The 13278-nt window shown below is 61.5% G+C and carries 16 protein-coding genes and 3 tRNA genes; 15 read left to right on the top strand and 4 right to left on the bottom strand.

Annotated elements, in window-relative coordinates:
• Positions 1-130 precede the first annotated feature (130 nt).
• Positions 131-1048: a 2-hydroxy-3-oxopropionate reductase gene (locus ACZYHG_RS24045; RefSeq protein WP_464610654.1), complete on the top strand. Its 918-nt coding sequence runs from the start codon at positions 131-133 to the stop codon at positions 1046-1048.
• A gap of 129 nt (positions 1049-1177) precedes the next feature.
• Here ACZYHG_RS24045 and ACZYHG_RS24040 read toward each other — a convergent pair whose 3' ends face one another.
• Positions 1178-2026 (bottom strand): TrmH family RNA methyltransferase, encoded by an 849-nt coding sequence (locus ACZYHG_RS24040; RefSeq protein WP_464610653.1) that lies wholly within the window; start codon positions 2024-2026, stop codon positions 1178-1180.
• A 198-nt stretch (positions 2027-2224) separates the two neighbouring features.
• Between ACZYHG_RS24040 and ACZYHG_RS24035 the strand changes: the two genes are divergently transcribed.
• Together ACZYHG_RS24035 and ACZYHG_RS24030 are read left to right on the top strand one after the other, a co-directional pair.
• Positions 2225-2309: transfer RNA gene (locus ACZYHG_RS24035), tRNA-Tyr, on the top strand.
• A gap of 99 nt (positions 2310-2408) precedes the next feature.
• A tRNA-Gly gene (locus ACZYHG_RS24030) sits at positions 2409-2482 on the top strand.
• A 64-nt stretch (positions 2483-2546) separates the two neighbouring features.
• Here the strand turns inward: ACZYHG_RS24030 and ACZYHG_RS24025 are convergent.
• A complete protein-coding gene (locus ACZYHG_RS24025) occupies positions 2547-3002 on the bottom strand; it encodes a YidB family protein (RefSeq protein ID WP_464610652.1) in 456 nt (151 codons plus the stop codon).
• A gap of 133 nt (positions 3003-3135) precedes the next feature.
• On the opposite strand from ACZYHG_RS24025, the gene ACZYHG_RS24020 reads away from it, so the two are divergent.
• Positions 3136-3393 carry a GlsB/YeaQ/YmgE family stress response membrane protein gene (locus tag ACZYHG_RS24020; RefSeq protein ID WP_027028819.1) on the top strand — a complete coding sequence of 86 codons (258 nt, stop codon included), beginning with the start codon at positions 3136-3138 and terminating at the stop codon, positions 3391-3393.
• A gap of 181 nt (positions 3394-3574) precedes the next feature.
• On the opposite strand, the gene ACZYHG_RS24015 is transcribed toward ACZYHG_RS24020, so the two are convergent.
• Entirely contained in the window at positions 3575-3712 is a 138-nt protein-coding gene (locus tag ACZYHG_RS24015; RefSeq protein WP_464610651.1) for a hypothetical protein, read from the bottom strand.
• A 95-nt stretch (positions 3713-3807) separates the two neighbouring features.
• Positions 3808-4695: a DMT family transporter gene (locus ACZYHG_RS24010; protein WP_464610650.1), complete on the bottom strand. Its 888-nt coding sequence runs from the start codon at positions 4693-4695 to the stop codon at positions 3808-3810.
• A gap of 295 nt (positions 4696-4990) precedes the next feature.
• On the opposite strand from ACZYHG_RS24010, the gene tuf reads away from it, so the two are divergent.
• The 11 genes from tuf (at position 4991) to rplL (ending at position 13050) form a co-directional block, all read left to right on the top strand.
• A complete protein-coding gene (tuf, locus tag ACZYHG_RS24005) occupies positions 4991-6166 on the top strand; it encodes an elongation factor Tu (protein ID WP_027044958.1) in 1176 nt (391 codons plus the stop codon).
• Between the two features lie 200 nt (positions 6167-6366).
• Positions 6367-7965, top strand: coding sequence for a COG3904 family protein (locus tag ACZYHG_RS24000; protein WP_464610649.1), 1599 nt, complete (start codon positions 6367-6369; stop codon positions 7963-7965).
• Positions 7966-8057: 92 nt separating this feature from the next.
• A complete protein-coding gene (locus tag ACZYHG_RS23995) occupies positions 8058-8540 on the top strand; it encodes a group II truncated hemoglobin (RefSeq protein WP_464610648.1) in 483 nt (160 codons plus the stop codon).
• 29 nt (positions 8541-8569) lie between these two features.
• On the top strand, positions 8570-9121 hold the full coding sequence (locus ACZYHG_RS23990; RefSeq protein ID WP_464610647.1) for a putative glycolipid-binding domain-containing protein: 552 nt from the start codon (positions 8570-8572) through the stop codon (positions 9119-9121).
• 80 nt (positions 9122-9201) lie between these two features.
• Positions 9202-9277, top strand: a tRNA-Trp gene (locus tag ACZYHG_RS23985).
• A 361-nt stretch (positions 9278-9638) separates the two neighbouring features.
• Positions 9639-9842 carry a preprotein translocase subunit SecE gene (secE, locus tag ACZYHG_RS23980; protein ID WP_027028825.1) on the top strand — a complete coding sequence of 68 codons (204 nt, stop codon included), beginning with the start codon at positions 9639-9641 and terminating at the stop codon, positions 9840-9842.
• A gap of 27 nt (positions 9843-9869) precedes the next feature.
• A complete protein-coding gene (gene nusG / locus ACZYHG_RS23975) occupies positions 9870-10397 on the top strand; it encodes a transcription termination/antitermination protein NusG (protein ID WP_027028826.1) in 528 nt (175 codons plus the stop codon).
• 176 nt (positions 10398-10573) lie between these two features.
• Positions 10574-11002: a 50S ribosomal protein L11 gene (rplK, locus tag ACZYHG_RS23970; protein ID WP_013531410.1), complete on the top strand. Its 429-nt coding sequence runs from the start codon at positions 10574-10576 to the stop codon at positions 11000-11002.
• Between the two features lie 4 nt (positions 11003-11006).
• On the top strand, positions 11007-11705 hold the full coding sequence (gene rplA / locus ACZYHG_RS23965; protein ID WP_464610646.1) for a 50S ribosomal protein L1: 699 nt from the start codon (positions 11007-11009) through the stop codon (positions 11703-11705).
• Positions 11706-12099: 394 nt separating this feature from the next.
• Positions 12100-12618, top strand: coding sequence for a 50S ribosomal protein L10 (gene rplJ, locus ACZYHG_RS23960; RefSeq protein ID WP_027028828.1), 519 nt, complete (start codon positions 12100-12102; stop codon positions 12616-12618).
• A gap of 54 nt (positions 12619-12672) precedes the next feature.
• Positions 12673-13050 carry a 50S ribosomal protein L7/L12 gene (rplL, locus tag ACZYHG_RS23955; RefSeq protein ID WP_023762907.1) on the top strand — a complete coding sequence of 126 codons (378 nt, stop codon included), beginning with the start codon at positions 12673-12675 and terminating at the stop codon, positions 13048-13050.
• The last annotated feature ends 228 nt before the right edge of the window (positions 13051-13278 follow it).

Below are 13278 nucleotides of genomic sequence, written 5' to 3'. Positions count from 1 at the left end.
ACGCGGCCACCTTCTCCCCGGTGGGGAGAAGAGACGCGCACCAACGTCGGCAACCTCTTCTCCCCTCGGGGAGAAGGTGGCCCGAAGGGCCGGATGAGGGGGCGTTCACACAAGCATCGGGAGAACCAAAATGGAAACGATCGGCTTCATCGGCCTCGGCATCATGGGCGCGCCGATGGCGGGGCATCTGCTGGATGCCGGCTACAAGGTCATCGCCAGCGAGCACCGCTCGAAGCCACCGGCCGATCTCATCGCCAAGGGGCTGAAGACCGTTACCGGCCATGCCGCCGTGGCAAAAGCCGCCGACATCATCATCACCATGGTACCCGACACCCCGCAGGTCGCCGAGGTGCTGTTCGGCGACAACGGCGTCGCATCGGGCCTGACCAAGGGCAAGCTGGTCATCGACATGAGCTCGATCTCGCCGATCGAGACCAAGATATTTGCGAAGAAGATCAACGAACTGGGCTGCGATTACCTCGACGCGCCGGTTTCGGGCGGCGAGGTCGGCGCCAAGGCGGCATCTCTGACAATCATGGTCGGCGGCGAGGAAAAGGCCTTCGAGCGCGCCAAACCCGTGTTCGAGAAGATGGGCAAGAACATCACCCTGGTCGGCCCGAACGGTGTCGGCCAGACCACCAAGGTCGCCAACCAGATCGTCGTCGCGCTGACGATTGAAGCTGTCGCCGAAGCACTTGTTTTTGCTTCGAAAGCCGGCGCCGACCCGGCCAAGGTCAGGCAGGCGCTGATGGGCGGGCTGGCGGCCTCGCGCATTCTTGAGGTGCATGGCGAGCGCATGGTCAAGCGCACGTTTGCGCCGGGCTTCCGTATCGAGCTGCACCAAAAGGATCTCAACCTGGCGCTGGAAGGCGCCAAGGCGCTTGGTGTTTCGCTGCCCAACACCTCGACCACGCAGCAGCTGTTCAATTCCTGCGCGGCCAATGGCGGCGCAAAAGAAGATCATTCGGCGCTGGTCCGCGCGCTGGAGCGGATGGCCAATTTCGAGGTCGGCAGCGAGGCAGCCGACGTGAAAGGTAAAGCGGCATAGGTCAGGAGAGGGCGGCGCAACGTTCCCATGTCGTCATCTTCTGACCTACACAAGAACGGGTTCCAGCGCTGTCGCTGGAACCCGTTTCTCGCTTCGAGATATTTAGCAGGCGGCCCTGCCGCTTTCTGGTCAGCCGCGCTTCAAGAATGTCTGCGCGACATAGAGGCTGATCGCCGCGGCATTCGAGACGTTGAGCGAATGGATCGCGCCAGGCATGTCGAGCCGCGCCAGCGTCGTCACCGTCTCGCGCGTCTTCTGGCGCAGGCCCTTGCCTTCGGCGCCTAGCACCAGCGCGATCTTTTCTCCGGCAAAGCTCTTTTCGAGCTCCGCCGGGCCCTCCGAATCAAGCCCGATGGTGCGGAAGCCGGCCTCGTGCAACTGGGCGAGCGCGTCGGCGAGGTTCTTCACCTCGATCTGGTCGATATGCTCGAGCGCGCCGGAGGCGGCTTTCGCCAGCACGCCCGACTCCTGCGGGCTGTGGCGGGCCGTGGTGATCAGCGCGCCGGCGCCGAAGGCAACCGCCGAGCGCAGGATGGCGCCGACATTGTGCGGATCGGTGACCTGGTCGAGCACCAGCACCAGCTTTGCGTCGCCCAGCGCATCGAGGCGCTTGGGCTTCAGCGGCTCCGCCTCGATCAGCACGCCCTGGTGCACGGCATCCGACCCGGTGATCTTGTCGATGTCGCGGGGTTCGACCAGTTCCGCCTTGAAGGGCAGGGCGGCGAGGTCGGCGATCTCCAAACGCTCGGCCGCATTGCGCGTCACCAGCATTTTCCGGATCTTGCGCTTCGGATTGTCGAGCGCCGCCCGCACCGTGTGCAGGCCATAAAGCCGCACCAGGCCGTCGGCGGCGTTGTCGCCGGGCGGCACGGGCTGGCGTGGCTTGAATGCCGGCGCGCCACCGCTTTTCTCGTCGCGAAAAGCGCGGCGCAGCTTGGCGTAATGGGTGTCTTTGGGAGTGTTGGAATTGTTGCTCATGGCCGGCTTCTATAGCTGTCTCCTCCCGCCAAGGATATGCCCAGTCGCCGCAGTCGGCGAACAACATTGAAAAACCCTTCCTGCGCGGTTGACACCCAATGGCCTTGCCGCCATAAGGCGCTTCGCTGGTTTCGGAGAAGACACAACTCGGGTCCGAATTGGCGCGAATGCCTCGTTGCATGGCTCCGGCGGCAGACTGGAGAGGTGCCCGAGTGGTTAAAGGGGACGGACTGTAAATCCGTTAGCTTAGCTTACGTTGGTTCGAATCCAACCCTCTCCACCACTGCCGGCCCGGAAGCCCTGAAACGTAAAAACACGAAAAGCATCGGAGACGAAAAGCGCATGGCGCTTTTCCAGTGAATCCGGTACTTCAGTGCAAGGCGCGGGTATAGCTCAGTGGTAGAGCAGCAGCCTTCCAAGCTGAATATGCGGGTTCGATTCCCGCTACCCGCTCCAGATATCATCACATGACCAGCAAGCCGAAGCGCTGCGGCGATGCGCGCAACGCTTCAGTGCAGCCCTAGCTGTTGAACGCGGACGCCACCTGGTGCTGCTGCGGCACCTGGCCGTTCGGCGTCAGCTTGTCGACGATGCCGGGCAAAGCCGTGGACAACTGCTTGAGCAGTTCGCCCTCGTCCATTCCAGTGCGCTGCGCGATCTCGCGGATGACCTGCGGCCCGAGTGCGGCCCCGAGATCATTGGCGTTGATCGACTGGTTCTGGCCGGTGCCGACCCAGGAATCGGCGACATTGCCATGGCCGGCGTTCTTGAGCTTGTCGAGCAGGCCGCCCAGGCCACCGAGCAGGCCGCCATCGCCGGGATTGGCTTCGGTCGGAGCGGGAACAGGCGGCGCAGCGGCATCGGGCTGATCGGCACTTCTGCCGCTCAGCATCTTTCCCACCAGCAGCGCGCCGAGCGCGATCATCAGTGGTTTGGTGATGTTGCCGCCAGGAACGGCGTTGTCAAAAAGTCCCATAAGTGGATCCTCCATCTCTCAACCAAGCCCAGCCCGTCTCTGACAATGGCGCATTCGGGCGGGATTTCAAGCTCGCTTGTGGTTTTGACAATCATATGAAAATGTCGGGCTTGCGAGGGATGGAGAGGAAAAAATGGGTATCATCAGCTGGATCATTCTCGGCGCCATCGCCGGCTTCATCGGCAGCAAGATCGTCAACAAGACCGGTCAGGGTCTGCTCATGGATATCGTGCTCGGCATTGTCGGCGCCATCGTCGGCGGCGTGATCTGCAGCCAGATCTTTGGCGTGGGTGTCACCGGGCTCAACATCTCCAGCCTGATCGTCTCAGTGGTTGGCGCGATAGTTGTGCTGTGGGCTTACCACCAGTTCAGCGGAAGGCGGACGCTTTAGAGCAATTCCAGGAAAAGTGTGAAACGGTTTTCCGTCCGGAATTGCGTCAAGACAAAAGGCCTGGAGCAGTCGCCGTTTCCGTGAAACGGTCGACCGCTGCAGGTGCCAGCCGCAGCGTCTGAAGTTCCAAAAATATTGCCGAGGCAGGACCAGCTTCAGGCCGGTATTTGCGGCAGCTTGCCTATGGCATCAACACCGCATCGGCCGCGGCGAAGAAGATAAGCGTTCCGGCGATGAACACCGCCCAGCCTAGCAGCGACTTGCGAATGGCGGCCTTGTGCTCGGCGTCGGAGTTCTTGTTCTGGTCAAAATCGGTCATGGGGAAACTCCCTTGGCTGATTGATCGTGGCGTCGCCGGATAGACGATCAGTCTGGCCTCTGCAACAGTCAGAAACAGGCGCTCGGGTGTCGATGCTATGCGACGAGGGTCAGCCTGCGCTTGCGCTGATCCAGTGACACGATGGTCAGCCCGCTGACCACCACCAGCAGGATGCCGCAGACCGCCAACGTATTGGGGAACTGCCCGAACACCAGCAGGCCTGAAATGACCGCCCAGACGGTAAAACAGTAGTAGAATGGCGCCACCGCGCTGGTCGGTCCGACGCGGTAGGCCATGAAGATGAAGAAATGGCCGAAGATCAGGAAAAAACCGGCGCCGGCCATCAGCAGCAAATGGCGTGCCTCGGGCATGACCCAGCGCTCGGAAAGCAGATGCGCGGCACCGGCGCCGATCAGCACCACGACGACGGCGGAAATCGCCACGATCATCCCCGGCACCTCTGCCGGCACACGCCGGCCGGCAAGGTCGCGCGCGGCTGCCAGTGTGGCGTTGCCGAGCGCCAGCAGCGCGTAGACCGAAATGCCTTGCATGGTCGGCTGCGCCACCATCAGCGCGCCGACGAAGCCGATCCCGATCAGCGCCATGCGCTGGCCACCGATGCGCTCGCCAAACAGGATCGACGAGCCGACCAGCATGAGCAGCGGCGTGATTTGTCCGAGCGCCGTGGAATCGGCGATCTGCATGTTGGCGAGCGCCACGACGTAACAAAGGATCGCCGCCATCTCGAGCAGGTTCCTGCGCAGCACATGGCCGTCGAAGATCAGCGGGATCTGTTTGCCGTAGCCGAGCAGGAACAACAGCGGGAAGCCCCAAAGCGTTGCCGCGACCCCGCGCAGGAACAGCACTTCGTAGGACGGCAAGCCTGCGGTCGCGAGTTTCATCATCGTATCGTTGATCAGGTACGACCCGGTCGAAACGATCATGAACAGGGGGCCGCGGATTGAGGCGGGGATGAAATGCATCTGGTCAGGAGATCAGACCTCGATAGCGACCGCAATGGGCCATCAACTGGCCGTGAATTCAGACAGGGATTGGCCGATGGGTGCACTTGATGCGGGCCTCGGTCAATCGGCCTGTCGCCCATTTCATTTCACGCTTCGCCTTCCTATATCAGCGCCACATCCCCGCAATCGGATCCCAGGTTTGGACTGAGTGAGACGGCACCCGGCCAAAAGACGCTTGTGTTTTTTGGCCTTTGTCGTTAATCGCCCCGCATTCGACTGAACTGAAGGTCAAGGCCGTCCAAGGAAAGAGACTATGGCAAAAGGTAAATTCGAGCGTAACAAGCCTCATGTGAACATCGGCACGATTGGTCACGTCGATCACGGCAAGACGTCGCTGACGGCGGCAATCACGAAGTATTTTGGCGAGTACAAGCGCTACGACCAGATCGATGCGGCGCCCGAAGAGAAGGCCCGCGGCATCACCATCTCGACGGCTCACGTCGAATATGAGACGGCCAACCGCCACTACGCCCACGTCGACTGCCCCGGCCACGCCGACTATGTGAAGAACATGATCACCGGTGCCGCGCAGATGGACGGCGCGATCCTGGTCGTTTCGGCTGCCGACGGCCCGATGCCGCAGACCCGCGAGCACATCCTGCTTGCCCGTCAGGTCGGCGTGCCGTCGATCGTGGTGTTCCTCAACAAGGTCGACCAGGTCGACGACGCCGAGCTGCTCGAACTGGTCGAGCTCGAGGTTCGCGAGCTTCTGTCGAAGAACGAATTCCCCGGCGACGACATTCCGATCGTCAAGGGTTCGGCGCTGGCTGCTCTTGAAGATTCCAACAAGACGATCGGCGAAGACGCGATCCGCGAGCTGATGGCTGCGGTCGACGCCTACATCCCGACGCCGGTTCGTCCGCTCGACAAGCCGTTCCTGATGCCGATCGAAGACGTGTTCTCGATCTCGGGCCGTGGCACGGTCGTGACCGGCCGCGTCGAGCGCGGCATTGTCAAGGTTGGCGAGGAACTCGAGATCATCGGCATCCGTCCGACGACCAAGACGACCTGCACGGGCGTTGAAATGTTCCGCAAGCTGCTCGATCAGGGCCAGGCTGGCGACAACATCGGCGCGCTGCTGCGTGGCGTTGATCGTGAAGGTGTCGAGCGCGGCCAGGTTCTGGCGAAGCCCGGTACGGTGAAGCCGCACAAGAAGTTCGTGGCCGAAGCCTACATCCTGACCAAGGACGAAGGTGGCCGTCACACGCCGTTCTTCACCAACTACCGTCCGCAGTTCTACTTCCGCACGACCGACGTGACCGGCATCGTGTCGCTGCCGGAAGGCACCGAGATGGTTATGCCTGGCGACAACATCACGGTCGATGTCGAGCTGATCGTGCCGATCGCCATGGAAGAGAAGCTGCGCTTCGCCATCCGTGAAGGCGGCCGCACCGTCGGTGCCGGCATCGTCGTCACCATCAAGGAATAATCGATCCGGCAATAGCCGGATCGACGAGGAAAGGGCGGTCTTCGGGCCGCCCTTTTTCGTTTACTGGCGCTGCGTACGCCCATCCCTCAAAGCTGTTGCAAGCGCCATCGCGGCAACTAGTATAGGTTGCATTGAGGGAGCTTTGCGAAAGAGTGGTTCCGAGGCGCTGTTTCGATGCGAAGGCATGGCGGTTGCGGGCAATGGTCCGCCTCATGCTGTTGGTCGCCGCGATCCTGTCTGTCCAGCCGGCGCAGGCTCAGGAGCAGTCGCTGGACATCCCGTCGATGCGGTTCGCTGTCGTGCGCAGCAATGCGTCGGGCTGCGAGCCCAATTGTCCGGAATGGATATCGGCGGAAGGCACCATCGAGGCTGAGACGCCGTCGCTGTTCAAGCGCACGCTCAAGACGCTCAAAGGTCGGCAATTGCCGGTGGTCGTCAATTCCCCCGGCGGCAATGTCGATGCGGCGGTGGCGCTTGGCCAGCTGATCCGCAAGAACAAGCTCGACATCGCCGTCGGCACGACGGTGTTTTACGGCTGCGAGCCGGAGATGAAGAATTGCAGGGACAACAAAGGCAGGCGTGCCGACTATTTCGGCGTGGCCCATGACGACGGCGCCATGTGCAATTCCGCTTGCCCGCTGATGTTTTCCGGCGGTGTCCGCCGCGTTGTCGGGGATTTCGCCTATCTCGGCGTCCATCAGGTCACCACCACCTTCATGCGCGAGAAGCTGCTCTACCGGACCACCTACCGGATCGTGAACGGCAAGAAGAAGATCCTCAGCACCAAGGTCGTCAGCCGCAAGAACGCCGGCAGCTACAAGACCTATGAAATGAGCAAGGCGGTCGAGAAGAAGCTTTCGGCCTATCTGCAGGGAATGGGGATAGGCGATGGTGTGTTCCTGACGATGAAGAACACACCCGCCAGCGAAATCCATCAGCTGGTTCTCGCGAATATGCTCCGGATGAACCTCGTCACCTCCCTGGACACGGTCGAGCTTTTCACTGCCGGAACCATCTGCAAGGCAGATCCGATGCCGGCGAATTGCCGGGAGATCCAGGCGGGCAAAGATACGAAGCCGGCGGACCTCCCGACCGCCCAGGCAAACCCGGCTGAAGCGACGACGCCGAAGGGCGCGGACATGCGCTTCGTGCTTGTCCGCGGCAGCAACCCGCTCTGCAATCCCGATTGCCCGGAATGGATCTCGGCGGAGGGTACGATCACCGCGCAGACGCCGGAAAAGCTGCGCCAGGTGCTCGATGCCGTCGCCGGCCGGCGGCTGCCGATCGTCATCAGCTCGCAAGGAGGCGATGTAGAGGGCGCGCTTGCCGCCGGCAGACTGATCCGGGAGCACAAGCTCGACGTTGTCGTCGCCCACACCGATTTCGTGGATTGTGATCCCTCTGTCGATTGCCTGGCCAAGGATGGCGTGCACACTGGTCTCACCATCGAAGCTGAAGGCGAATGTGCTTCGGCCTGTCCGATCATGGTTGCCGGTGGCGTCAAACGCATCATCGGCCCGGCCGTTCGCCTCAGCGTGCGTTCCGTTGGGCCCGGGGACAAGGTCAAGGCTTATCTTGAGGAGATGGCGATCGGACCCGGCCTGTTCGCGGCCATACAGCTCTCCTCATCCAACCGGCAGCTCTATCCGCAGGCGATACTGAAATTCGGGCTTGCGACCGGGCCTCGGTCCGCCGACGAAATGACGGGCGCGACCATATGCAGGTCAGTTCCGAGGCCGGACAATTGCCGGGTCGTGCCGTCAGCCAACGCCGAAGCCGACATGCCGGCCAAACTGTAGCGCTCGCGTCTGTTGAACTGGCCATCGAGGCAGGTTGAGGCCGGCGGTGGCTTTCCGCTACCGTCTGTGGCAATCGAGGACAGGTGACCGCCATGCGCAAGGATGTTCCGACACTCTATGAATGGGCGGGCGGCGGCGACGCCCTGAACCGGCTGACACAGACCTTCTATGACAAGGTGGCGCAGGACCCGATCGTCGGGCCGGTGTTCAAGGCGATGTCGCCGGATCACCCCGCCCATGTCGCGGCCTTCATCGGCGAGGTGTTTGGTGGGCCTAAAACCTACAGCGAAAAATTTGGCGGCCACCGCGAGATGGTCATGCATCATCTGGGCAAGCATCTCACCGAAGAACAGCGCCGCCGCTGGATCAATCTCCTTGCCGACGCCGCCGATGCCGTCGGTCTGCCCGACGATCCTGAATTCCGTTCTGCTTTCATGGGCTATGTCGAATGGGGATCGCGGCTGGCCAAGATGAACTCGAATCTTGGTGAGACCTGCGATCCGGAAACCGAGCCGATGCCGGCCTGGGGCTGGGGCGTGCCTGGCGGCCCGTATACGCCGCTGGAAACAAAGTAGCTTCCTTGCCGCCCCGGAGTGCAGGATTGATGCCGGAAGATATGAAGATCGTGCGCTGGCGCGAATGGGACGGCCCCGGCATCGAGCATCTTGAACTGCGCGAGCGGGCAGGGGAGGTTCTGGCCGACTCCGTCGTCATTTGCTCCGGCCAAACGCCGTTTGCCGTTCGCTATCGCATAGAATGCGACGCGAACTGGCGCGCCAGGAGTGTCATGGTCGACATGATCGGCTCTGGTCAGACCCTTGTCCTTGTCTCCGATGGTGAAGGCCGCTGGATCCGGGACGGCTTGGCCGTGCCCGAGCTTGATGGTGTGCTCGACCCTGATCTCACCGTCATGCCGTTCACCAACACGCTGCCGATCCGGCGCTTGCGGCTTTCCTCCGGACAGAGCGCTGACATCATCACCGCCTTCATGAGACTCCCGGCGCTCACGGTCGTCGCCAACCCGCAACGCTACACCTGCCTCGAGGACGGCCGGCGATATCTCTATGAATCGCGTGCCAGCGACTTCAGGCGGGAACTCGAGATCGACGCTGACGGGCTGGTCGTCACCTATCCCGATTTCTGGCGAAGGGAATGAAGGCGCGTTTGCGTGCAAACCACTCTTTACACAGAGCGCGGAAGCTTTTAGGAAGCCCCTGCTGCGCCGAGGCGCGCGATACGGGCATAGCTCAGTTGGTAGAGCGGCGGTCTCCAAAACCGCAGGTCGTAGGTTCGAGCCCTGCTGCCCGTGCCATTTCCCGAAATGGCCATCAAAACGAGATTTTTGCGGGTTGACCTTTGAAAATTGGTGACCCGCTTGCCATATTAGGCCAGTTGAGGCATAAGGGCGCCATAGCCGGGACGGAACGACTGGATGGTTCCGAGGCGGTGTTTGGTCATAAAGCGGGCACTTGCCACTTGCGTGGATCAAGAATTGGTTTTATGTAGACAGAACAGACACGCGACGCGTGGAGCTGGGAAGCCGGCTTTACGCGTCTGATTTGCATGGGCGAAACGATTGCGCTGATTCGGCGCGAGGTTGGCTCAGGCGGCACGTCCCGGTCAGCGGGATCATCCAGGGGGCCCGGCCAACGGGTCTTGAAGACAGGCGGCATATGGCTTCGAAAACCACAAATCCTTTCGTCTTTCTCCAGCAGGTCCGCGCGGAGACAGCCAAGGTGACTTGGCCGTCGCGTCGCGAGACGATGATCTCGACGATCATGGTTCTGGCCTTTGCTGTGATCGCGATGATCTTTTTCTTCAGCGCCGATCAGCTGATGGGCCTCGCTGTCGAACAGCTTCTGGGAATTGGACGCTAAGTCCGGCGATTACGGAGAAGTCGAAAAATGACTGCGCGCTGGTACATCGTCCACGCTTATTCGAATTTTGAAAAGAAGGTCGCTGAAGACATCGTCAACAAGGCCAAGCAAAAGGGCCTGTCCGCCGATATCGAGCAGATCGTGGTGCCGACCGAGAAGGTCGTCGAGGTTCGTCGCGGCCGCAAGGTCGATGCCGAGCGCAAATTCTTCCCGGGCTACGTGCTCTTGAAGGCCAACCTGACCGACGCGGTGTTCTCGCTGGTCAAGAACACGCCGAAGGTCACCGGTTTTCTCGGAGACTCCAAGCCGGTGCCGATCACCGAGGCGGAAGCGCAGCGCATCCTGAACCAGGTGCAGGAAGGTGTCGAGCGGCCGAAGCCTTCCGTCACCTTCGAGATCGGCGAGGCGATCCGCGTTTCGGATGGTCCCTTCGCGTCGTTCAATGGCTTCGTCCAGGAAGTGGACGAGGAGCGGGCGCGGCTCAAGGTGGAAGTGTCGATCTTCGGGCGCGCCGTGCCTGTCGATCTGGAATTCGGACAGGTCGAAAAAGGCTGATCCGAAACTCCTGGCGCCGGTTCGGCGATCAGGGGAGGCGGCGCGGAAACGTGCAGCCTCGAGAACGGTGGGAGACGAGTGCGGCTTTAGCCGGCTGCATGGATCGAACCACCAGACTGCAACCGCCGGTGTTTCCCAGATGGTTGGGGCCGGCATAGACAAAGGCAGGAAAAGAGATGGCTAAGAAAATTGCAGGCCAGCTCAAGCTCCAGGTGAAAGCGGGATCGGCTACGCCGTCTCCCCCGATCGGCCCGGCGCTTGGTCAGCGTGGCATCAACATCATGGAATTCTGCAAGGCGTTCAACGCGCAGACCCAGGAAATGGAAAAGGGATCGCCGGTTCCGGTCGTCATCACCTATTATCAGGACAAGTCCTTCACCTTCGTCATGAAGACGGCACCGGTGAGCTACTTCCTGAAGAAGGCGGCGAACCTCACGTCAGGTTCGAAGGAGCCGGGCAAGGTCAAGGCTGGCACCGTTTCGCGCGACAAGGTTCGCGAGATCGCCACTGCCAAGATGAAGGATCTGAACGCAAACGACGTCGAGGCGGCCATGCGCATGGTCGAGGGCTCCGCCCGCTCGATGGGTCTGGAAGTGGTGGGCTGAGATCATGGCAAAGATTGCAAAGCGTGTATCGAAGACCCGCGAAGGCATTGATCCCAACAAGGCTTATGCCTTGGGCGATGCGTTGAAGCTTCTCAAGGACCGTTCCTCGGTCAAGTTCGACGAGACCGTCGAAGTGGCGATGAACCTCGGCGTCGACCCGCGCCATGCCGACCAGATGGTCCGCGGCGTGGTCAACCTGCCGAACGGCACTGGCCGCTCGGTTCGCGTTGCCGTGTTCGCCCGTGGCGACAAGGCGGAAGAGGCCAAGGCCGCCGGTGCCGACATCGTTGGTGCCGAGGATCTGGTCGAGATCGTCCAGAAGGGCACGATCGATTTCGATCGCTGCATCGCCACGCCGGACATGATGCCGCTGGTCGGCCGTCTCGGCAAGGTGCTCGGCCCGCGCGGCATGATGCCGAACCCGAAGGTCGGCACCGTCACCACCGACGTCGCCGCTGCCGTCAAGGCATCGAAGGGCGGCGCTGTCGAATTCCGCGTCGAGAAGGCCGGCATCGTTCATGCCGGCGTCGGCAAGGTCTCGTTCGACGTCAAGGCACTGGAAGAGAATATCCGCGCCTTCACCGATGCGGTGACCAAGGCAAAGCCGGCTGGCGCCAAGGGCAACTACGTCAAGAAGGTGTCGGTCACCTCGACGATGGGCCCGGGCCTCAAGCTCGACGTCTCGACGCTCACCGCGTCCTGATGCGAACATATTGGATTGGCCGCTAAACGGCTGATCCGCAACTGAATTCCGGGCCTACAACTTGTTGGTGGCCCGGTACCGGAAGCCGAGAGGCTTCCGGACATCCTGTCCGAGATTGCAGGCGGCCCAGAAGCCTTAATTCAATTGGGCCTGCATGAGACGGGTGAAAACCGGACAACGGAGCGACAAGCTCCAATGAAAGGTTCGAACCGTGTTTGCCTTTTGTCTGCGCATCGTCGGCCTGGCCGGTGGTGTGGCGAAAGGGGGCAGGATCCTCGAGCGTCGTTCGGGAGATCCGTTACTGGATGGCCCGACCGGCAAAAGGCAACCCGACGCCTGTCCTCGCGAATGGGATGTTCCCATTAACAGGATAGGGGTCAACTGGAGATAGGCAGTGGACAGAGCGGAAAAACGCGAACTCGTCACGGGCCTGAATGATGCGTTTTCGGGCGCAGGTTCAGTCGTAGTGGCCCACTATGCCGGTATCACCGTCGCGCAAATGAACGACCTTCGGTCGAAAATGCGCGCTGCCGGTGGCACCGTTAAAGTCGCGAAGAACCGTCTCGCCAAAATCGCTCTTCAGGGCACGGACTCCGCATCGATCATCGACCTGTTCAAGGGACAGACGCTGATTGCTTATTCGGAGGATCCGATTGCGGCGCCGAAGGTCGCGTCCGATTTCGCCAAGGGGAATGACAAGTTGATCATTCTCGGCGGTGCAATGGGCACAACCTCGCTCAATGCCGACGGTGTGAAGGCACTCGCCACACTTCCGTCGCTCAATGAGCTGCGCGCCAGGCTGGTTGGCATGATCGCCACGCCGGCAACCCGGATCGCCCAGATCGTCAATGCGCCAGCGGCTTCGGTCGCGCGCGTCATCGGCGCTTACGCCCGGAAGGACGAGGCGGCATGAGGCCGTTCCTCGCTATCACAAACACACGTTCGAACCTTATGAAGGAATACAACAATGGCTGATCTCGCAAAGATCGTAGACGACCTTTCGAAGCTGACCGTCCTCGAGGCGGCCGAGCTGTCGAAGCTTCTGGAAGAAAAGTGGGGCGTTTCGGCTGCTGCTCCGGTGGCTGTTGCCGCTGCTGGCGGTGGCGCTGCTGCCGCAGCTCCGGTTGAGGAAAAGACGGAATTCGACGTCGTCCTCACCGAAGCTGGCGCTCAGAAGATCAACGTCATCAAGGAAGTCCGCGCCATCACCGGTCTTGGCCTCAAGGAAGCCAAGGACCTGGTCGAAGCGGCTCCGAAGCCGGTCAAGGAAGGCGTTTCCAAGGCCGACGCTGACAAGTTCAAGGCCCAGCTGGAAGCAGCCGGCGCCAAGGTCGACCTGAAGTAAGCGTAAAAGCGGCGGGCGGCCTCGCGCCGTCCGCCACTCCCTTCATGCGATGGGAGGACGCGTAGCGCGAGATGTTCGAAAACCTCTTTCCTGAGGGCCGTGGACGGCCTTCAGGAAACGGGTTTTCTACCGTTTTAGCCGGTCGCCGCCAAGCAATTGGTTGGGGCTGCCGGAGAACAGACAGAGGGCCGCCGCCCAGGCGGCTCGGTATGCAAGGCGAGCCGCGGC

Source organism: Mesorhizobium subarcticum (assembly GCF_055456085.1).
The sequence above is the reverse complement of the archived record's forward strand: the minus strand, read 5'-3'. Positions and strand labels throughout refer to the sequence as shown.